General features: G+C 46.6%; 24 protein-coding genes. 6 read left to right on the top strand and 18 right to left on the bottom strand.

Features of this window, described 5'->3' with window-relative positions; translation table 11 throughout:
• Window positions 1-59: 59 nt before the first annotated feature.
• Window positions 60-1,280: a BaiN/RdsA family NAD(P)/FAD-dependent oxidoreductase gene (locus LTAR_RS08885; protein ID WP_062421837.1), complete on the bottom strand. Its 1,221-nt coding sequence runs from the start codon at window positions 1,278-1,280 to the stop codon at window positions 60-62.
• A 337-nt stretch (window positions 1,281-1,617) separates the two neighbouring features.
• On the opposite strand from LTAR_RS08885, the gene LTAR_RS08880 reads away from it, so the two are divergent.
• On the top strand, window positions 1,618-1,995 hold the full coding sequence (locus LTAR_RS08880) for a cupin domain-containing protein (protein ID WP_062421836.1): 378 nt from the start codon (window positions 1,618-1,620) through the stop codon (window positions 1,993-1,995).
• A gap of 8 nt (window positions 1,996-2,003) precedes the next feature.
• Here the strand turns inward: LTAR_RS08880 and LTAR_RS08875 are convergent, their stop codons facing one another.
• From LTAR_RS08875 to LTAR_RS08825, 11 genes are all read right to left on the bottom strand, one after another.
• A complete protein-coding gene (locus LTAR_RS08875) occupies window positions 2,004-2,876 on the bottom strand; it encodes an AraC family transcriptional regulator (RefSeq protein ID WP_062531883.1) in 873 nt (290 codons plus the stop codon).
• A gap of 124 nt (window positions 2,877-3,000) precedes the next feature.
• Window positions 3,001-3,837: a carbohydrate ABC transporter permease gene (locus tag LTAR_RS08870; protein WP_062421834.1), complete on the bottom strand. Its 837-nt coding sequence runs from the start codon at window positions 3,835-3,837 to the stop codon at window positions 3,001-3,003.
• Window positions 3,837-4,682, bottom strand: coding sequence for a carbohydrate ABC transporter permease (locus tag LTAR_RS08865; RefSeq protein WP_062421833.1), 846 nt, complete (start codon window positions 4,680-4,682; stop codon window positions 3,837-3,839). Before LTAR_RS08865 ends, LTAR_RS08870 begins: the two co-directional genes overlap by 1 nt.
• Window positions 4,683-4,780: 98 nt before the next feature.
• Window positions 4,781-6,067 carry an ABC transporter substrate-binding protein gene (locus LTAR_RS08860; protein ID WP_369409635.1) on the bottom strand — a complete coding sequence of 429 codons (1,287 nt, stop codon included), beginning with the start codon at window positions 6,065-6,067 and terminating at the stop codon, window positions 4,781-4,783.
• Between the two features lie 475 nt (window positions 6,068-6,542).
• Entirely contained in the window at window positions 6,543-7,649 is a 1,107-nt protein-coding gene (locus LTAR_RS08855; protein ID WP_062421832.1) for an Acg family FMN-binding oxidoreductase, read from the bottom strand.
• Window positions 7,646-8,245, bottom strand: coding sequence for a TetR/AcrR family transcriptional regulator (locus LTAR_RS08850; protein ID WP_062421831.1), 600 nt, complete (start codon window positions 8,243-8,245; stop codon window positions 7,646-7,648). The genes LTAR_RS08855 and LTAR_RS08850 overlap by 4 nt, the downstream gene beginning before the upstream one ends.
• Window positions 8,246-8,403: 158 nt before the next feature.
• Window positions 8,404-8,979: a nitroreductase family protein gene (locus LTAR_RS08845; protein ID WP_062421830.1), complete on the bottom strand. Its 576-nt coding sequence runs from the start codon at window positions 8,977-8,979 to the stop codon at window positions 8,404-8,406.
• Between the two features lie 61 nt (window positions 8,980-9,040).
• Window positions 9,041-9,547, bottom strand: a complete 507-nt coding sequence (locus LTAR_RS08840; RefSeq protein WP_062421829.1) for a hypothetical protein — start codon at window positions 9,545-9,547, stop codon at window positions 9,041-9,043.
• 14 nt (window positions 9,548-9,561) lie between these two features.
• On the bottom strand, window positions 9,562-9,996 hold the full coding sequence (locus LTAR_RS08835; protein ID WP_062421828.1) for a hypothetical protein: 435 nt from the start codon (window positions 9,994-9,996) through the stop codon (window positions 9,562-9,564).
• A 17-nt stretch (window positions 9,997-10,013) separates the two neighbouring features.
• On the bottom strand, window positions 10,014-10,973 hold the full coding sequence (locus LTAR_RS08830; RefSeq protein ID WP_062421827.1) for a D-2-hydroxyacid dehydrogenase: 960 nt from the start codon (window positions 10,971-10,973) through the stop codon (window positions 10,014-10,016).
• Between the two features lie 216 nt (window positions 10,974-11,189).
• Complete coding sequence (locus LTAR_RS08825; RefSeq protein ID WP_062421826.1) at window positions 11,190-11,819, bottom strand: class I SAM-dependent methyltransferase; 630 nt, start codon at window positions 11,817-11,819, stop codon at window positions 11,190-11,192.
• Between the two features lie 80 nt (window positions 11,820-11,899).
• On the opposite strand from LTAR_RS08825, the gene LTAR_RS08820 reads away from it, so the two are divergent.
• From LTAR_RS08820 to LTAR_RS08810, 3 genes are all read left to right on the top strand, one after another.
• Window positions 11,900-12,709 carry an SPL family radical SAM protein gene (locus LTAR_RS08820; protein WP_201775968.1) on the top strand — a complete coding sequence of 270 codons (810 nt, stop codon included), beginning with the start codon at window positions 11,900-11,902 and terminating at the stop codon, window positions 12,707-12,709.
• A gap of 69 nt (window positions 12,710-12,778) precedes the next feature.
• Window positions 12,779-13,687, top strand: coding sequence for a helix-turn-helix transcriptional regulator (locus LTAR_RS08815; RefSeq protein WP_062421825.1), 909 nt, complete (start codon window positions 12,779-12,781; stop codon window positions 13,685-13,687).
• Between the two features lie 66 nt (window positions 13,688-13,753).
• Window positions 13,754-14,278, top strand: coding sequence for a GyrI-like domain-containing protein (locus tag LTAR_RS08810; RefSeq protein ID WP_062421824.1), 525 nt, complete (start codon window positions 13,754-13,756; stop codon window positions 14,276-14,278).
• Window positions 14,279-14,320: 42 nt separating this feature from the next.
• On the opposite strand, the gene LTAR_RS08805 is transcribed toward LTAR_RS08810, so the two are convergent.
• The 3 genes from LTAR_RS08805 to LTAR_RS08795 all read right to left on the bottom strand — a co-directional run bounded on the left by LTAR_RS08805 (window position 14,321) and on the right by LTAR_RS08795 (window position 16,172).
• On the bottom strand, window positions 14,321-15,130 hold the full coding sequence (locus LTAR_RS08805) for an aldo/keto reductase (RefSeq protein ID WP_062421823.1): 810 nt from the start codon (window positions 15,128-15,130) through the stop codon (window positions 14,321-14,323).
• 141 nt (window positions 15,131-15,271) lie between these two features.
• A complete protein-coding gene (locus LTAR_RS08800; protein ID WP_062421822.1) occupies window positions 15,272-15,634 on the bottom strand; it encodes a hypothetical protein in 363 nt (120 codons plus the stop codon).
• A gap of 286 nt (window positions 15,635-15,920) precedes the next feature.
• Complete coding sequence (locus LTAR_RS08795) at window positions 15,921-16,172, bottom strand: hypothetical protein (protein WP_139044473.1); 252 nt, start codon at window positions 16,170-16,172, stop codon at window positions 15,921-15,923.
• 93 nt (window positions 16,173-16,265) lie between these two features.
• On the opposite strand from LTAR_RS08795, the gene LTAR_RS16875 reads away from it, so the two are divergent.
• Together LTAR_RS16875 and LTAR_RS08785 are read left to right on the top strand one after the other, a co-directional pair.
• Window positions 16,266-16,514 (top strand): AbrB/MazE/SpoVT family DNA-binding domain-containing protein, encoded by a 249-nt coding sequence (locus LTAR_RS16875; RefSeq protein ID WP_081419903.1) that lies wholly within the window; start codon window positions 16,266-16,268, stop codon window positions 16,512-16,514.
• 28 nt (window positions 16,515-16,542) lie between these two features.
• On the top strand, window positions 16,543-19,098 hold the full coding sequence (locus LTAR_RS08785) for a PEP/pyruvate-binding domain-containing protein (RefSeq protein ID WP_201775967.1): 2,556 nt from the start codon (window positions 16,543-16,545) through the stop codon (window positions 19,096-19,098).
• 61 nt (window positions 19,099-19,159) lie between these two features.
• Here the strand turns inward: LTAR_RS08785 and LTAR_RS08780 are convergent, their stop codons facing one another.
• The 3 genes from LTAR_RS08780 to LTAR_RS08770 all read right to left on the bottom strand — a co-directional run bounded on the left by LTAR_RS08780 (window position 19,160) and on the right by LTAR_RS08770 (window position 20,583).
• A complete protein-coding gene (locus LTAR_RS08780; RefSeq protein ID WP_062421820.1) occupies window positions 19,160-19,582 on the bottom strand; it encodes a VOC family protein in 423 nt (140 codons plus the stop codon).
• Window positions 19,583-19,791: 209 nt separating this feature from the next.
• A complete protein-coding gene (locus LTAR_RS08775) occupies window positions 19,792-20,142 on the bottom strand; it encodes a DsrE family protein (protein WP_062422008.1) in 351 nt (116 codons plus the stop codon).
• A gap of 75 nt (window positions 20,143-20,217) precedes the next feature.
• Window positions 20,218-20,583, bottom strand: coding sequence for a DUF6326 family protein (locus tag LTAR_RS08770; RefSeq protein ID WP_062421819.1), 366 nt, complete (start codon window positions 20,581-20,583; stop codon window positions 20,218-20,220).
• Window positions 20,584-20,614 lie beyond the last annotated feature (31 nt).

Below are 20,614 nucleotides of genomic sequence, written 5' to 3'. Positions count from 1 at the left end.
CACACATTGATGAAATTCAAGAGCAAGGAGGAAAAGTAATTCTGGTATTCCGCCCGAGATTAAACCGATCTTGCAGCTGCCATACCGGCCAATGCTCCGCTGCTGAAGGCAAATTGCAGGTTGTACCCCCCGCAAGGACCGACCACATCAAGAGTCTCACCCGTCAGATACAGGCCTTTTACCTTCATTGATTCCATTGTTGAAGGATCCACCTGTGTCACCGGTACACCGCCGGCAGAAACCTGACAATAATCAAAATCACGCACCCCCTTGATCGGTAAACGAATATCTTTCAGGAAAGATTCAAGCTGTTTGCAGGTTTTATCATCCAGTTGATTCAACGTCATGTTTTCTGAAAAGCGTGTGTATTTCATGAGCACATCGGCCACTTTTGGGGCGAAAAATGCCTCAAAGAAGACTTTGAGCGGTAAATTCGAATCTCGCTTGTTAGCTAAAAGATCGTTAAATTCCCTCGAAACGAAGGCCAACAGATCGAGTGACAATGTCAACCGTGATTCAGGCCGGGCGGAAACGATGTGGCTGACATTCATGACGGCAGGCCCATTTACCCCCCATTCCGTGAAGATCATATTCCCTGTCGAAGAACCGAGACAGGTATGACCCTCCCATACTGAGGCTTTCACATCCAATCGCAGCCCCTGCAGAGACTTCAAGTCTCCCAGATCAACCAGCAACGGGGCAAGTGCAGGCCGCACAGGCAGGATGGTATGACCCAGCTTTTGAAGCAAAGGGTAAAGCTCGCCGCGGGAACCAAGAGAAGGATATGCCTTTCCACCTGCAGCCACCACCACCCGGTCAAATTTCCTTTCCCATTCCCGTTCACCGGTGGCATATCGGACGATGAAGCCCTGTTCAACAATCCGGATTTGATTCACCCGGGAAGACGTTAACAGTTTTACACCGGCCATCGCAAGTGCACAGGAAAAGGCATCTACAACCGAATGTGCTGATTCTGACAGGGGGTAATACCAGCCATCATCAGTTTTGTGTATCGGAATGGCCATGCCAGACAGCATTTCAATCAACTGCCTGACACCAAACCGTCCGAGCAGCGTTTCCATCCATTGACCATCGGCACAGGCATACGCACCGGCTGAAACAGCCTCATTGGTGATATTGCACCGGCCGCTCCCGGTGACCAGCAACTTGCGTCCGGCCGTCTCGTTGCGTTCGATCAGGGTTACATCACCCCCATGCCAGGCTGCCTGCAGGGCAGCCGCCATCCCCGATGCACCCGCACCAATCACCGCAATTTTCATAAGCAGATTATATCGGATGCCCGAACAGCCTGACAACGGAAGAATCGCTATACGATTGCCAGGTTTGAAACTGGTATTTTCCTTTCAACCACTATAAATGATCTTTTTTTGGTCTGGTCAATCTACATGCGGAATCAATCAGATCACTGAAAACCCATCAATAATCCTCGAATGAGCTTGCATTTTTGAAAACCAGTGCATGCAGGTATGCATGATGAATAATACGGAAAAGTGCTCCACACGCTTTTCATTCTCCATTCAAAAGAGTGCAAGATCATTCAAGACGATTCGGCATGGTCATCCTAAAATCTCCTTATATCAATTTTGGAGGAAAACAATGAATAACATTATTGACCAGGGTATCATCGCCACGGTTGATGGAGAATTGAGTTTGTCCCTAATCCCATGGAACAAACATGCCACCTGCGAGGGTGTTTTTCTAAAGCACCTGATCAAAGGAGAACAAACCGGAGGGAAATTCAGCTGCCATCTGGTTAAAGTACAGGCCGGCTGCCAGATAAGTGATCACATTCATCCGGAAAACTGGGAATTGCACGAGGTCGTTTCAGGGGAAGCCATCGGGATCATTGAGAACAGACAGATCAGTTATGAACCTGGAACCTGTGCCGTTATACCGCAGGGAAAAATCCACAGGGTAGTGGCTGGCGATCAGGACCTTTATATAATGGCCAAATTCATTCCCGCTCTTCTGTAAATTCTCATTTAAAAAAGGGGTGATACCGAGGAAAATTCCTCGGTGCCACCCTGATTTTGATTTAGAAACCGGCCTGGTGTAACACCAATAAATTCCTTGAAGAATCGGGAAAAATGGCTCTGGTCAGAAAAGCCCATCTGACTCGATGTATCAATGATTGATCGTGTTTCCAGAAGGACTTCCATTGATTTCTTTACCCGGTTTTGCAATAGATATGTATACGGAGGGATGCCAATTTCTTCTCGAAATAATCTGTTCAAATAGAATGGACTGACATGCGCCTGATCGGCCAGGTCATCCAATCGAATAATCTGATCAAGATTCCTGTCTATATAACAACAAATCTGTTGGATTACAGGGTGAATTTCTGTTACTGACTTGCCAGGGCTGGCAGCTACTGCATAATCACATATCAATCTTTCAAGCAGAGAGAATAATTTCTCCTGTCTGTTGGAATCATGGTTGTTCCGGTTGTACAGATAAGAAGAAAATCGGTCTGTGATGAGCGGATCAATGATTTTCACTTTTGGAAAAAATGGGATCTCCTCTTTGTTCCATATCTCTCGGGAAACCTTCTGCATAATTGGCAGGTAGATGGAAATAACGCTGTAATCATGGTTTTTCCCACCCATTCTTCTGCAAGAATGAGGTTGAAGAGGGTTGATAATGAAACATTGATTGGCCGAAAGGACCTCTGTTTCATTATCTGTCTGGATAATCCGTTGTCCCTTTGTGACGAGACCCAGAGAATAGGAATGGTGAATGTGCTTCGGAAAATCATGATCAACATTCGTCCCATCAATTATGCCTATCCCCGAATGATCTTTGGCCGGTGAATATTTAATACCGGCATCGGCTGATTCTTCGTGCTGCGTTTTCATATACCCGGCTGATGCCCTCATATAGTCAATATTTTAATATCTCATGTGCATTCATATAACCTGCCATGAGAGAAGAAAAAGGAGCTGCTCCATTGAAGGCAGCTCCTTGATTTGTAACTTTAACCTATCCTTTTACCGCTCCGGCCACTACACCTTTGATGATGTATTTTTGCAATGATAAATAGAAGATGATGATTGGCAGGATCGCCAGTACCAGCATGGCCATCATGGCGCCCATATCACGGCTGCCATACCCACCCTGCAGGTACTGGACGGCAATCGGGATGGTTTTGTAGTTGTTTCCAATCACCAGGTATGGCAGCAGGTAATCGTTCCAGATCCACATGGTGTTTAATATTGCCACGGTGATACAGATCGGTTTGAGAATCGGGAGTACCACCAGGAAGAACGTCTGGATCGGGCCGCAGCCGTCGATAACCGCGGCTTCTTCTATTTCGTGTGGGATTCCCTTAATAAAGCCGCTAAAAATAAAAACAGACAGACCGGCACCAAAACCCAGGTAAAGCACAATAATACCCACCGGATTGTCGAGATGACAAATATTGGCCATTTTTGACATGGTGAACATGACCATTTGAAAAGGCACAATCATTGAAAACACAAGCAGGTAATACAGGAACGAGCTGAATTTTGATTTTACCCGCGTGATACACCAGGCTGTCATGGAAGTAAACAGGACAATCGTCCCCACCGAAAAGACCGTGATGAACAGAGAGTATCCGAAAGCCGGCAGGAAGCCAGTTTTTTCAATGCCGCTGAAATAGTTTTTTATTCCGGCAAATGTCTCAGCTGTTGGCAGCGCAAACGGCGTATCTGAAATATAGAATCTTCCCTTGAAAGAATTCATCAATACCAGCAGCATGGGAAACAAATACAGGAGAGCCAGGATCAGCAATAAGATGAATAGAATCCGTTCTCGAATTACTTCCCGATTTTTCATCAGCTTTCAACCTCCCGACTTCTTGTCAGGCGTAACTGGATTAACACAATGGCGGCCACAATCATAAAGAACATCACCGCTTTTGCCTGCCCAACACCTTCAGACCCAATCCGGCCATAAAAAGTGGTAAAGATATCCAGAGCCAGCATGGCTGATGCCCGGTCCGGGGCTCCAGCCGTGAGGGCCAGGTTCTGATCAAATAGTTTGAACGAATTGGCTACTGTAAGAAATGTACAAATCGTGACCGCTGGCATCACCATGGGGACGATGATGCTTTTGAGAATCTGCCAGGCATTCGCGCCGTCTATTTTGGCCGCTTCGATCAATTCATTGGAAATGCTCTGAATCCCAGCGATATAGATGATCATCATATATCCGACCATCTGCCAGTTCATTAGAACCACCAATCCCCAGAAGCCATAGCTGGCATCGAAGGTGATATCCACCCCAAAATTGATCAGTATCCCATTTATCAGCAATTGCCAGATATACCCCAATATGATGCCGCCGATCAGGTTCGGCATAAAGAAGATGGTTCTGAAGATGTTCGTTCCAGGGATTGAGCGGGTGAGTAAATAAGCCAGAAAAAAGGCGAAGACATTGATCAATACAACAGATACAATGGCAAATTTGATGGTGAAAATCAGCGCATTGATGAAGTTCTGGTCATCGGTAAAAGCCAGAATGTAGTTATTGAAACCCACCCATGAAGCATCCGTCACTGTTCGAAACTCGGTGAAAGAAAGGTAAATGCCTGCCAGAAAAGGGATGAAAAAAGCAATCACAAAAGCCAGTAAAGTAGGCAGTGTGAAAAAGACATAATACTTCTTCGGCATCTTTTGCACGGGGAACTCCTGCTCTGCGGAATTTGCCGCACGTCATTGAATTGGCCTCCCGCACAAACTGGCAGTGCGGGAGGCCAGGAAAAAACCGGAGTATTATCTTATCTTGCGCTTTCTTTCTTCCATTGTTCAACCACCAGTGTTTTGACGTCATCCCACTTCATATTACCCTGGGCATATTTCAATAACGCAGCTCCGAAATTGTCTTTAAAAGTCTGATTCGGGAATTTGACAAAATTCCAGGCGACATTGTACAGATTCGTATCGGCCATATAGCGCATCACTTCCTTTGCCAGAGGGTTGGTTGGTTTTTCATTTTCAGCAAAGGTGTCAAATGGGGCAATGAATTTCAAATCATTGGTCACAAAGGCTTTGCCTTTGGGTGTGCTGTACAGCCAATAGATGAAATCTGCTGCCATCTTTTGCTTTTCGGCAGAAGCCTTACTGTTGATGGCAAAGAAGTTCTCTGTACCTACGCTGATGGACTGCTTTTCCTCACCAGGCATGCCGGTGTAGATGGGCAGGAATTTCACATCTTCAGCTTTAACCGTGTTACCGTCAACCCCGGCGATCTGGTCCCACGCCCAGTTGCCATTTTGCACCATGGCAGATTGACCGAGCGCAAATTCAGCCATTGAGTCATCCACACTCTTGCTGCCCAACAATTTGGGAGAGGTTACAGAGTTGTTCAAATAAAGATCGAAGATGTTTTTAAAGTTATCGGCGTATTGGAATTTGATCTCTTTGGTGGCATCACTGGCAATATCTACTTTATTGTCCCGCCATTCATAAAACACCGGAATATTGGCCAGGTGAGTCTGCCAGCGCCAGTCTTCACCGGGTTTCAGGGAAGTGGAAGAAAACACACCCTTGATCCCTAACTTGTCTTTCTTCGCGGTCATATCTTCAACGACCGCTTTTAATGTGGCGAAGTTTTTCACCTCATCCATGGATTTGGCTTTGGCGCCATCCAGGGCGAAGTACTTCGTCATGATGGCATTGTTATAGATAATCCCATACGCCTCAACAACGTACGGAATACCGTATACGCCATCACCCGAAGTCACTGCCATGGATTTGTCTGATAGATGCTTGTAAAGGTCGGTATCTTTCAAGTCCGCACAGTACCCCTTCCAGGATTGATACCCGACAGGGCCATTAATCTGGAATAGCACCGGAGCATCGGCCTTGGCTATTTCAGATTTTAATGTTTGCTCATATGTTCCAGATGCCGCAGTGACTACTTTCAACGTGACGCCGGTTTCTGCCTTATAAGCATCGCCAATCTTTGTGTAAACCGGCGCCTGTTCCGGCTTAAAGTTGAGAAAATAAAGCTCGCCCCCATCTGCCTTTGCCGGGGCAGATGGAATAAATGCCGAGAGCACCATTACCAGGACTGCCAGAATGCCAATCAAGCTCATTGATCTTTTAGACATCTCTCATCTCCTTAAGAAATTGGTTTTTTTCTCTACTTCAACGACGTTGAAATTTTAGAAATCAACCACCTCCCTTCGTGCGAGGTTAAGAGTATGCAGTTTTAAATCAACAGCGCTTAGTCGGATTGGCTGTGATGAATTTCCCCCGTTCAGGATCAATCAGGATTTAAGGAATTTGTCTGATTTCACAATATTGTGACATCTTAATCCCGGTACATCCCTTTTTTCATTGTTATCCGATGGTACCCTTCTCTCCTTTCGCCCCATACCACCTGGTGGTCAGATAAATCCTTCGTAAAACGAAGGTTTTCATATCCTCTTTTATTATGAGATTATCAGTATATATCAGATTTTCAAAATATGCTTAAAGATTGGTTGGCAGGTCATCATTTTATTCCAACCTGCCAACACAAAAAGGCAGATAAACTCAGATCAATATCTGTCCCACTGGCCGGCGGAGAGAACCTGGCATTAATTGTGCATGTCCAAAACGCACAAGCATCTGTGGCCGTGCGCCCTTTAGATGGAGCGACTCTGTCATCTCACCACGAATCTCCGGCACTTCTATCGGCTGGTTCAATAAGGCAGATTGAATATTCAACGCGGTCATTTGTAATACCAGCCGTTCATAAATCCGGCCGGTTTTTACCCATTCAGATCGTGAATCTGTTTCAGTGGAAATCATCACTGCACCGGCTGAGCTAACCAATTTCTGAATATCTTCTTCCGCCTGCTTCTCTGGTTTTATACCAGAGATAAATAATTGACCAATAAACCGGGGCACTTCCGGGTTGCCGGAACAGCGTGTATACAAACCGTCCATGGAAAGGGCTTCTTTTTTATTAAACCGAAGCCAATGGATTAATTCGTTGATGAACAAAGGATCAGAATATTGCTTTATTGTGCTCTGTCTGATGAACTCCGAGAGGGTGGTAATTTCGTCTGATTCATTGAAAAAATCGACGAAAATTCCGTCAATCACCGGCAAAGCCATTAATTTGTCCAACTCAGCGGATTGTACAGTATTTCCATCATACATTGACCGAGTATTCTGCCGTAATGCTAATGCGTTAAATAATTCATCCTGCTCTGTTTCTGCGTCCTTCAGGTCTATATTGATTTTTTCAGAAATATCAGGATATGTTACTTCTGTGTTTAATCCCGCCGCTCTTGCCGCCACCACCAGGTTCTCAAGTGCACACCCGAGACTGATCCACAATTCCCGATCATCTGGATCAACAACCGGTAACCGCCTGGAAAGATCCGGAAGAATGGTAATTCCTCTCTCCGTTATTTCAAATTTCCAAGGCTGCGCATTATGTCCGCTGGCCGCCAGGGAAGCCATCTGGATCAATTCCTTTTTTTGTTCCAACATTGACATTTCCTTCGATTTGTTTGGTTTACTATTTACCGCCCCTGTAGGCAAATCTACCCAGGGTTGGCAGGTGTCCAGCAGACCAATACTGACGGCGGCGATACCAACCATGCCAGAAATTTTCAGAAAATCACGTCTGGTCATCTCTTTTTTCTTCATTCATTCTTCCTATCATCATTGCGATATGGCTTTAAAACCTGCATAACCAGATCTACACCATGATCAAAATCGGATTTTTGTACGCATTGTCCCATCCCCTCAAGGTAAAGGAGGTAGTGATTGGAAACAATCCAGGCTATGGTCAAGAGATCGTCCATTTCTTTTTCTGTGGTAGTTGGTTTGAAAAGACCGATCTGAATAGCTTCTTGAATGATCTTTCTCTGACGAGTTAACCGCATATGGGTCATTTCTGTGTGCCGCGCATAGAGCTGACAATCAGCATTAATCAAGGCGATTGTTTCCCGGTTGAAGAATCGGTAACGCCAGAGTAATTCGAAATTATCGCGGACAAAGTATTTGATGGAATCGTTCAAGTCTTTCGGCCGCGCATCCACCCTCTCATAGACCTGATCCCAATCGCAGATCATCATTTCATAGATTTCGCGGATAATATGAGCCTTATCATTAAAATGGTAATAAAGGTTGCCCGGGCTGATTTTGGCTTCTTTGGCGATCAGATTAGTCGTTACCCTGGCAGTACCTAATTCATTAAAAAGTGAGATGGCTGTCTTTAAAATGGCATCTTTTACGGTCATAGGTTATCCTTTAGAGTAATTACTCTAATATTAGAGCATATACTCTAATATGTCAAGGGCTTTTTCTTGTTGCCCGAAAGATCTGATGGAATAAAAAATCCAGCAGGAATCAGTTGTAGATAACCCTGCTGGATATGTAAAAACAATCTGTAAAGACTTTACTTCTCTGCCACAATCACATCTTTCAATTCGCGTTTCGGCACGTGATGAACGTGTTTATCATCCCGCCAGTATTTGATATCTCCATTCGAACCAACCGGTTCCACCACGACTTCTTCCACCGGTTTTCCAAGAGCAATCACATACAAAACATCAAAGGTATCCGGAATTTCAAGCAGGGTTTTCAAATTCTCGCGCTTTACAGTGGCAATGATGCAGCCGCCCAGTCCCTGTTCCACTGCGCCCAAAAGCAGTGTCTGACAGGCAATGCCGGGATCAATGCCAAAGTTTTCCGAGATGGTTTTATCTCCCAGCATGACAATGTAGGCAGCAGGACGTTCCCCTTCGATGGGACCATCCCAATCCTTTAAATAGCCAGCCCATCCAAGAAGTGGATAGATCTTGTCACACAGGTCTTCAGAAGTTACCAGAATATACTTCAAAGGCTGGGCATTCCTGCCCGAAGGAGTCAAACGCGCAAGATCGCACAGGTCGCGCAGCACGGCTGGATTGATCCGCGCTGTCTGGTTAAATCTTCGGTAACTCCGGTTTCGCAAAACCAGGTCTTTCAACATGGCAGTCTCCTGAAAAATTGGTTATTGGTACGAATATTATATGTCATCAGTGCAGTCATTTTTATGAAGATACACGTACAGCCCGCATCTCCTGCTGTAATATCCAGGTTTGACCATTATCGGTGGAAATTTCTCCCCGCCACACAAATGAGCTCGCGGTTATTTCAGTAAAACTCCAACGCTCCAATTGAGTCAAATTGTATCCACAACCCTCGTTGATCATTCTATCGCCCACCTTACGCCCAATGAGGTGTACGAATTCTCTGCCATAGGGCTGCATCCAGACAATATGCCAGGCATCCAGAGAAGGATCATAACAGCGCAGGGTGGTGCCGTAATTTTCAGGTGGAGCTCCTTTAACAAACAATACATCCTGAACTCCCCTACCTCCTAGAATCCATCCGAAATGCCATTCCCCTTTCTTCTGAGTCTGCGCGCCCGTTGAATCAAACCAGGTGCAATCAATATCCCACGAACCGACAAATTGGCCGTATTGCATTAATTTATCGGCATATTCGGTTGCCGGCCCGCTTGAAAGCAGAAAATCTCCCATAATCGTTTTATTCATGTCCACCTACAGCCTCAATGGGTTTTTGATCGAATCCAACCTATGATGGTTGTCAGAATAAAAACATCAAACACCGCGGCAGCCAGTCCAAAAACAATCCGACCTCCCACCTGATCAACCCCGGATACTTCAAAACCGTTAATTCCGACAGATGATTCATAAACCAGTCCCGGGGCAAAAGCCGACCAATTGCACACCAGTGCCAGGGAACCCAGCACAATAATCAGAAACAGACTTTTGATGATGACCGGTGTTTTTTCAGGAAGCCAGAGGGATAAACCGCCGCTGATCAGGCAAATGGACAAGCCATAGATAATCCACTCCGGTGCCATGAACCGACCGCCGTCTGTTGGAACCAGACCCAGAGCGGCTCCGAGGATAATTCCACCCATAATAATTAAAACAATACCAAAGTAGGGGGGAATCCTGAAGGGAGAGAATTGGTTCATCTTTGAAAAAAATACTTCTACAAACCATTCACCACATGGATGGGTTTGCCATTTTCAAAGGCCTGGATATTCTCGACGGCTGTAACCATCAACCGCTGGCGTGCTGACCGGGTTGCCCAGGAAATATGCGGAGTAATGGTGCAGTTGCGGGCAGTCAAAAGCGGATTATCCGCCGGAGGCGGTTCAACGCTTAATACATCCAGACCCGCTCCGGCAATCTGCCCCGAGTTCAGGGCTTCCGCCAGGTCTTTTTCATTAATCAACTGACCCCGGCTGGTGTTAATGAGAAAGGCGCTCCTTTTCATTTTTTTCAGCCATTTGGCATCTACAAAACCGGCGTTGGTTTCGGTCAACGGGCAATGCAGGCTGACCACATCACTGTCGCGAAAGATGGTTTCAAGATCGGTCATTTTGACGTCATCAGGTATGTTCGGCGGAATCCGGGTGTCGTAGGCCTGCACAACCATCCCAAAGGCTTTCGCCATGACAGCAGTGGCAGAACCGATGCGGCCCAGGCCGACAATTCCCATCGTCAGGCCAGCCAGTTCCACCAGCGGAAAATCCCAGAAGCAATAATCTTTGCACTCGCTCCATTTCCCTTGATGCACACTCTGACTGTGTTCTGCCGCATGGATGCTCAGATTTAACAGGTGGCAAAAAACCATCTGTGCCACCGACATTGTTCCGTACTCCGGGATATTGGTCACCGGGATGCCCCGTTCTGCCGCCGCTTTGATATCAACTACGTTATACCCGGTTGCCAGCAGCCCGATATATTTCAGATCAGGCAGCTGCCGGATGGTTTCCCGCGAGATCACGGTTTTATTTGTCAGGAGGATCTCGCAATCTGCCGCACGAGAAACGATTTCTTCGGGCAATGTGCGGTCATAGATCCGGCAGTCTCCCAGCGCATGGAATGCCTCCCATGAAAGGTCGCCGGGATTCAAGGTGTATCCATCCAGAATGACAATACGCATGGTCTTATCCTTGAAAAGGGATGATTCGGGTTTTAGGGATTATGAATTTACAGAAAAGAAAACTATAGGCGTTATTTTACCTGTTTATATCATCCAACCACCCTGTCTATTTTGGGATTGGATGACGGAACAGATGAGCGTTATCAATCCGTCTTCAGGAAAAATCGCCGTTGAGTTTTATCGGTTATTTTTTTCCTCTTGAGAAACAAAGGGGAATTATAGATTCTTGGATACCAGGATTGTCTGAAAAAGCAGGCCGGATTGTAATTCGAATTTCTTAATCCCTGCGTGGAGTAATACCGTCTGGATGTCCGTTTTTTCTGATTCCATTCCCTGGGGCGGTTTTTGTTTGTTGTGGTTGGATTCTCCATGGGTAAGACGGAAATCAAAGATTACCATGATACCCTCCGGTTTAAGCGCCTGATAAAGGTTTGCCAATCCAATCGATGGACTGGCCCAATGGTGCATGGAAAGGGTTGAATAAACCAGGTCAAACTGACCCAGACCGCGAATCAGGCTGCCGTCTTCCACAAAACCTTCCACAAATTTAACCCTATCCGAATACCCGCATTTCATTATATATTCCGACGCCACCGAGATCATATCGAGTGAAGGTTCAACGGCAATAATCTCAGCCGGGTGAAACCGACGCATCACTTCCGCCGTCTGAAATGCTGGACCTGAACCAATTTCAAGGAAACGACCTGTTCTGGCACATTCTGAAAGGGTCCGGTAAAACCTTTGCATATATAATCCGCTGAATAACTTCTGCATCTGCAAATAGTTTCGGGCCATTCGTTTGCCAGTCATGACTACTGAAGTGGATGTTTCTATATTTTCTGGCATTTTTTACTCACTTTTCAAGAATATCTTTTTACAAACCTGAGAATACCTGTACATTGTGGAGATAGTATGGATGTTTTCGAGTGATTGTATGGAGAAAACAGGCTTATTATGTATTCTGGTTCATTTTTGCATGTATAATAGAACGTATGATCGTAAAAGAAGTGCTGGCTAAATCCATTTTATCGCCATCCAAAATCTATCCATATGTTATTAATCCATATACGGGCTGCCAGCATAATTGTTCCTATTGCTATGCCAGTTTTATGAAACGATTCACCGGTCACCTTGAACCATGGGGGCAATTTGTTGATGCAAAAGTGAATGCACCTGATTTATTGCGCCGCGAGATACTACGCAAAAAACCTGACAGAGTTTGGGTAAGCGGAGTGTGCGACCCATACCAACCATTGGAAGCCAAATACCAACTGACCCGGAGATGCCTGGAAATTCTGGCTTTTCACCGCTGGCCGGTCACCGTGCAAACCCGGTCTCCACTGGTACTGCGCGATATCGATCTTTTATCTCGTGCAGAGAATTTTGAGGTGGGATTCAGCGTCACCACAGCAGATGACAACATCCGGAAAATGTTCGAACCGTTAGCCCCGCCCATTTCTGAACGAATCAGGGCACTGGATGAGCTGCATAAAGCCGGAATTAAGACCTTTGTCATGATCGCCCCGCTCCTTCCCGGCGCCGAAACCCTTGCCGGCAGCCTGGCGGGTAAAGTTGACAGTGTGATCCTTGATCGGATGAACTATCACCATGCCGATCGGTTATACAGGAATGCCGGTCTGCAGGAAAAAATGACCGGTGAATTCTTTGACTCGGCAGTGAAACATTTGATGACGGATTTTTCCGATCTGGGAATACCCTGCTCCACAGCTTTCTAATGGTAATGGGGTCTACATATATCTGACATTCACCTGTCATATTTCAGGCAAGTATGAAATAATACTTTCATGAGAGTAAACCGCCTGCTGGAGATGGTCTCCCTGTTGCTGAATCGAGGGACAATACCTGCCAGAGAATTTGCAGACCGATTTGAGGTTTCCATTCGCACAGTTTACCGCGATGTTGAAGACCTTTCTTCCGCCGGAGTTCCGGTTTATATGAGCAAAGGAAGAGGCGGCGGCATTTCCCTTTTGGAAAACTATACATTTGACAGAGCCCTCGTAACCCGCGAAGAAACGGACAGCCTTCTGCTGAGTTTGAAGACGCTTCAGGCAACACAATACCCTGAAATTGACAGGTTCCTGGAAAAACTCGGGGCGATTTTTCAGCAATCAACATCGGCAGACTGGGTGCATATTGAGTTTTCTCCCTGGGGAAGCAAACCGAATGAAGAGGGAAAATTTGTCACTATCAAACATTCCATCTTGAATAGCAGGGTAATCCATTTTGATTATGTCAATTCTCAGGGAGATACCTCCTGCCGCAACGTGGAACCCATGCGGTTAATATTCAAGAGTGATGCCTGGTACCTGTGGGGATTTTGCCGTACCCGGCAAGAGTATCGAACTTTTCGCCTGTCCCGCATTAAAAACCTGATTGACACCGGCGAATCCTTTATCAGACGGGAAGAACCGCCGGAAGACAATACTCAAAATCAAATCCTGACCAATCCCTTTGTTCCCATAAAATTGCGGTTCTTTCCCCCGGTGCTTCATCGGGTTTATGACGATTTTGATGACAGTCTGATTCAGAAAAATCCCGATGGTTCCTGCGAGGTTAATATCTCTATGCCGCTGGATGATTGGCTTACCGGCTTTATCTTATCCTACGGCAGTCATGTAAAAGTGCTTGACCCGCCGGAATTGTGTGAAAGCATCATTAAACAGTTGAAGAAGACACTGGTACAGTATTCCTGATTGATTTTTATATGACATAACATTGTCATATTTACCCGGCTATGATAAAGGAAAAAGGGAGTGAATATGACGATTTACGATTTTCTACAGGTTAAAAAAGAAGAACCGGCCATTGTTGTCTTGAATGAACCCATAAAAATGATCGGTGTTTCGGTTCATACCAACGAGAAAAGCATCTTTCGTGATGCTGACCGGCTGGGAAAGCAATATAACCAGATCAAGAAAACCGGTCTGATTAAAAACAAACGCGAACCGTGGGGATTCGTTGCCGTCAGCAAAGGCTTTATGGATGATGGAAGTTGGGATTACCTGAACGGTGATGTCGTCACCAGCTTTGACTCTGTCCCTGACGGTCTGACCGCTTTTGAAATTCCAGTTGGCCGGTATGCCCGCTTCCACTTTCAACCGCGTTCGGTGCTTGTATGGGGTATTGGAATGGGGTTGTTGAAAAAGTATATTTATACAGAATGGCTGCCCTCTTCACCGTATGAACCAGACAATGCGGTAGTGGGAGATTTTGAATACCATGATGAGCGCAGCAAGGCAAGGAAGCCGGGTATTGATCTGTATGTAGCCATAAAAGAAAAATAACCATTATCTGATCTGCCTGTTTGCGCAGACAGGCAGATCAGATTAACCCAGCAATTCCATTTCTTCGGCCGTCAATTGGATATCGGCTGCCTGGAAATTCTCTCTCTGGTGCTGTGGATTAAACGACATGGGAATGGTGATCACCCCCGGCTGGCTAACCAGCCAGGCCAGGGCGACCTGCTCGCGTGTGCATCCTCTTGTTTCTGCAATCCTCTGGATGGTTTTACTGCTTCGCGTGTTGCGGTGATTAATCGGAGTGTAGGCGGTGATCAGAATACTCTGCTGGCGGCAATAATCCAGCAAACCATTTTCCACCATCCTCCTGTCTGGAATACTGTAGGATACCTGATTGGTAAATAGAGGGGATTGCGATAAAGCAACTGCCTCGCGCAGCTCTTTCAGCTTGAAATTGCTGACACCCAAATGGCGCACCCGGCCGTCACACACCAGTTGATTCAGCGCCCGAAACGTATCAGCCAGATTCATTCCGCGTCGCGGCCAGTGAATGAGGTACAGGTCCAGATAATCCATTTTCAGCCGTTTCAGGCTGTTTTCAAAACTGCTTAAAACAGATTCATATGACAGGTGGTCAGGAGATACCTTGGACGTGATGAAAAGATCCCCGCGCGGAATGCCGCTTTCCTGAACGGCCAATCCCAACAGTTCTTCGGCATGACCGGCGGCATACGATTCTGCCGTGTCAAAGTGACGGTAACCAATTGATAGAGCGGACTTCAAAGCTGCCAGGGAATCATTGTCTTTTTTGGAATCGGGCAATCCCTCTCCCCCAATTCTCCAGGTTCCAAAACCCACTTTGGGAATACATGTGTTTTGAATTTTCTCAAAACGCACGGAGACAACCTCCCTGTTTTTCAGAATATCATCCGGATTAGATTCTACAACTTCAAGAGGCTATGAACCTTATATTCATTAACAAATTTAAGATGGATCAATGACAGGAACATTCCATGCCAGGCCAACTCAGTCGAAATTTCAGCGGGTGACAACCCAAAGTGTAAAAAATGAGAAAATGATCACGCCTAAAGAAAGAAATCGATGTGCCAGTAAAACTGGGTGGGATGCCTTTTTGGCTGCACTGATTACTGCTCCGGTAGCTATGGAGGAGACAAACAATCCTCCCGTGAGCACGATCAACAGGCAGACGGATGGAGTGATGAATGAAGTCGAGTATATTCGATACAATACCATTCCGATGTAGATAAGACACCCAAGGGAAAGAAGTTTGTGGATGGCTAGAAGAAATTGGTTGAAAGGTCTCTCACGCCATCGGAGCACCAATCCAGTCAGTACAATCAAGAGAAATAAAAAACCGGGAAGAATAAATTCGATTTTCATCTCGACACCGCCAAATTATTCTCTATTTTAAGAACCACTGGTTAGACTTCCAACCAAATATGAAACGATGATTACTCAGTGGTTTATTACGTTTTACCTTATAAAGATATACGCTAAAACCAGAAGGTGATTGCATTTCTCATAGGCAGCGGAAATCCATTAATGTGACCATATCGTTCACGTTCTTTCCTGCCTGTGAGAATATTTCTTCTGACTGGAATAGGCCTTAATTGCCTGATCAGAAAACGCGAGGCTATTACCCCCAGCATCATATTTTCAGGAAACATCATCGACCCATATTTATGTAGTTAAAAACCTTAATCACCCAAACAGTAATTGCAACAGCCAGCCAGATGGAACCAACCGCAATCATCTGACCGGCGAAACCGAGGAATGGGAAGGAATTACCGGGAAATACGCCATTCAACCGCGGCTCAAGCTCATATTGCGCCCATGAAAAAAAAGAGGAAATACCGAGGTTTACGGGCAGCAGCCAACCGGCAGATAAAACAATCATCACTATTCGTTTTAGTTTCATAGGACTATTGTACCAATAAATATCTCTTGACAACTTCATGTAAGATATGTAAGATATATCTTGTATACAAGATATATCTTACCGGAGAAAAGCATGAATAATCCATCAGAAAATAAACGGTTCTACGGAACCGTGACTGTGAGCGAAAGAGGTCAAATCGTCATTCCAGCCGAAGCCCGGCGTGATTTCAATATTGAAGTGGGCGACAAAATGCTGGTGCTGGGGGATCTTGAACAGGGACTGGCTCTGATCAAGGCGACCTCCCTTCTGGAAAAACACCCGGGGATGTTCGCCATTATTCAGCAAAGCACACTAACAAACAAAGGAAACGAAAGTGAATAAACTTTTTTAGAAAATTATTGTCCCACTCTTGGGCGGGATTGGTGCCACCATCTGCGCCATTTCAGTCTTCCGATTCAGCGGAATAAAAAATGTGGCTGCCTTGATCGTTCTGGCTACTGTTGCTGGCGGCGTTGGGAACCAGCTTTTCATCTGGCTGGGGAACGAACTGATGCACCTGAATATGTGGTTGGTCCGTCCTAAAGAGGGAGAGACTGTTCTTGCCTTTAACCGATTGCCCGTTGACGAACCCTTGTCATTGCAGGCGGGTGGAAAAGGCAAAGCCCTGTCTATGCTAAAGCAGAACGGTTATCCCGTACCAGATGGTTGTGTGCTTCTCCCGGAATCTTTTACCCAGGGTGATATCACTCCGGCAGCCTGGGAACAGGTTCAGAAAGAGCTATCCCGATTGCGGGCTGGAAAACCGGCGGCCTTTGCCGTGAGGTCATCCGCCCTGCAGGAAGATTCAGCACAGGCATCCTTTGCCGGCGAGTTTGAAAGTGTGCTGGACGTAAAAACCGACGAAGAGATCCGCAAAGCCATTCAGACCGTCGTCCATTCTGGCACAAGCGCGCGGGTGGAGAGTTACACCCGCCATCATGGATTGGAAGGCGGGGAACATCCGGTCGCCGTGGTCATCCAGAGAATGGTACAACCTGAGTACGCCGGTGTCCTTTTCACCGTTGATCCTCTGACTGGCAATTATGGTCAAATGAGCGGGAATTTCGTGGCCGGTATTGGCGAAAAGCTGGTATCAGGGCAGGTTTCTGCACAGACTTTCACTTTCGAACGTCCATCCGGGAAATATAATGGCTCGTCTGAACTCAACGCAATTGCAAAGAACCTGCATCGTCTCGCCAATATGATTGAAAACGATCTTGGCTGTCCACAGGATATTGAGTGGGCTGTCACCGGAGGCAAGGTCTGCATTTTGCAGGCGCGTCCCATCACCACATTGAATAACTTCAATCCGGTTACAGCCGTGTGGAACGATACACTCAAAGGCAATTTCCTGTGGTCGGCCACCAACCTGATGGAAGCCAGCCCGGAGGTATTGACACCGTTCACCACATCACTGCGATATTACCTGGATAAGCGGAATGGCCCCAACTTATTTGTACGCAACCATTCTCTCAATGGCATCATTTGCGGACGGTTCTATTCAAATATCACCGTGCAGGTTTCCGCTTTTGCCCGCTTCTTCAAAGGGGATGCCCGTCGGGCTTACCAGGAAATTGCCGGTTGGTGGGGCGGTCTGCCGGAAGGTATGCAAATCCCTCTTCTCCCATTGACAGGAGAAGAATGGTCAAAAAATGTTCTTCCCGGCCTGATTCGATCCACCCTGCAATTTGGGGAATATCGCAAGAAAGCCCCCAGGTTTCTGGCGGAAAACCGTCAGAAATGTGCCGAGTTACGTGGGAAAATTCAACAAACCTCAACTGGAATGGAACTGGTTGATTTATGGAAGAATGAAATATTCCCCCGGTATTGCGATTCATTGATCCACATCATTGCTGCCTCTTCCGATATCCAGGTTAGAGTGGATCGTGAGCTTCACGGGCTGGTCGGTGATGATGATGCCAATGCGTTACTGTCCAACCTCAGCGGAACCTCTTCGCAATTGGAAAGCCTTGGCCCCATGGCTGGATTGGACCTCGTTAAAAAAGGCCGCCTGAGCCGTGAAGAATACCTGGACCGATATGGCCATCGTGGAGTCAATGAAGCCGAATGTGCCTGGCCCAGACCCAATGAAGATCCAGCCTGGCTTGACCGTCAATTGAAGGAATGGGAAAAAACTCCGGTGGATGTGGATGAATTAATCCATCGTCAGCGTGAAGCATATGATGCCGCCTGGGCACGCTTCTGTGAGAAAGTGCCGGGGAAGGCAAAGTATATGAAAAAACGCCTTGACCAGGTTTCCGCCGCCGCCCGTAACCGGGAAGCCGTCAGATCAGAAGCCACACGGGGTATGGCTGTGCTGCGCGCATTTGCTCTGCGAGCCGGTGAGTTTCTCGGTATTGGTGATGATATTTTCTTCCTGACCATCAATGAGGTGTTGGAAGGGTTAACCACCGGGACAAAAGCCATTGAGTATATCCCACTGCGCAGGGAAACATTCGAAAAATACCGCGCCCTGCCTCCATACCCGGCGGTGATCTGCGGCCGGTTTGATCCCTTCACCTGGGCTGCCGATCCGAACCGGCGATCTGATGTGTACGATGCAAATGCCATCGTCCAGACAAAATCGCCCACTGTCAAAGACGACGGCCGATCCATTCATGGATTTGCCGGAGCACTGGGAGTGGTGGAAGGAACCGTCCGGCGGTTGGAATCGCTGGAAGAAAGCAGCTCCTTCAAAGCCGGTGAAGTGCTGGTCACCACCATGACCAACATCGGTTGGACACCGTTGTTTCCGCGTGCGGCCGCCATTGTCACCGACCTGGGAGCGCCGCTCAGTCACGCAGCCATTGTGGCCCGTGAGATCGGCATCCCGGCTGTGGTCGGCTGTGGGAATGCCACCATGCGTCTGAAAACCGGCGACCGTGTTCGGGTGGATGGCGGCAAAGGGCTGGTAGAGATTTTATAATTCCACTTGAATATGTGAGAAAACGACCAGGGTGAGGTACTTGTAACCTCACCCTGGTTTTTTAATTCATCCGTCTGACAATCGGATGATCCTCATTTAGTTGCAGCAGATCCCACAGGTTTCCATATAAATCTTCAAAAACAGCCACCATGCCATATTCCGCCTGTTTGGGCTCGCGAATGAATTTAATCCCCTTCGCCTGCATGGCGTGATAATCCCTCCAGAAATCATCAGAGTTCAGGAAGAGAAAAACCCGTCCGCCTGTTTGATTGCCAATGAACGGTTCCTGTTCAGGTTTGGAAGCCCTTGCCAAAAGAAGCGTTGTGCCGGTGCCGCCCGGCGGGGCAACAACCACCCAGCGTTTGTCCTGCTCCGGTTGATAGGTATCTTCGATCAGTTCAAAATTCAATTTGTTTACATAGAAATCCAGGGCTTCATCGTAATCCCTGACAACCAGGGCAATATGAACAATATTCTGCTTCACGGACTGCACCTATCCTTTCGACTTTAGCTTTCTCAGAAATAAAGAACTGGTTGACATGCACGTATTTGATATATTGGAATCAAATCCGTGCATGTTCAGTTCCCATCCATCGAACAAGATCAATTTTGACAATTCCGCAAATTATGCGCCTGGAACAACAGGCAAAGAGCTGTTATGTGCCATTGCTATATTCCTGTTCAAATTAATGGTTAGAAGGTGATGTACTTTTCCTCAGATTTTATCCAATCCGTGAGGAATTCGCCGCTGTAAATCACTTCTGCTCCCAGGCTTTCCATCTGGGGCACTACTCCGTAGTTTTCCGCACAACGTTTGCAGGCAACCACCCGCACTCCGGCATCCTGTACCTCCTTCAGACCCACTTTAAGCTCTTCATCTTGTACCAACAGATTGGTTGAAGGTCCCCAGATAAGCAGGGTTACCTCATCCCACCAGCCTTTTAACATGGAATTCCGGGCATACATGAAGACCATATTTATGGCGACGTCTTTATCGCCGCTGGTCCATACGATCAGCAATTTCTCCGGTTTGGATGCAGTCATTTGCATGTACTCCTTCCGTTAAATTTGCCGGATGGTAATCTGCCTGATCGCTCATTTGCTCTCAGAAAAGAATGATCATCCCCATTGCCAGGCAAACCAGATGGTCATCACGTTGATTGCCAATCCTACAACGATCAGGAAACGGTCATACAGTGAAGGGTATGTGGGTAGACCTACGAGGTTGAAAAGCAATAGAAATGCAGCTGCCCCAATATTTACCTGGCGATTCACAGGTTGATTTAACAGAAGCGAGCCGATGATCATCAGGATCGGAATCAACATCAATACGGCTATCCCCAGCCACGCCGCCTGAGAAAGTTTTATTCCATCAATTTCACCGGGTTTGAAATCACCGCTGAAGATGCGCAAAACATCCCCAAGTAAGTAGGTCAGCATGAGGGCGGCCCACAGAAATGAGAAAAGGAAAGGTTTATCTGTCATTTTGGATTATCGTTTCCTATTTAAAAGGAAT

This window comes from Leptolinea tardivitalis, assembly GCF_001050275.1.
Taxonomy (GTDB): Bacteria; Chloroflexota; Anaerolineae; order Anaerolineales; family Anaerolineaceae; genus Leptolinea; species Leptolinea tardivitalis.
Note: the sequence above shows the minus strand (reverse complement) of the source record. Positions and strands in the feature narration are given on the sequence as shown.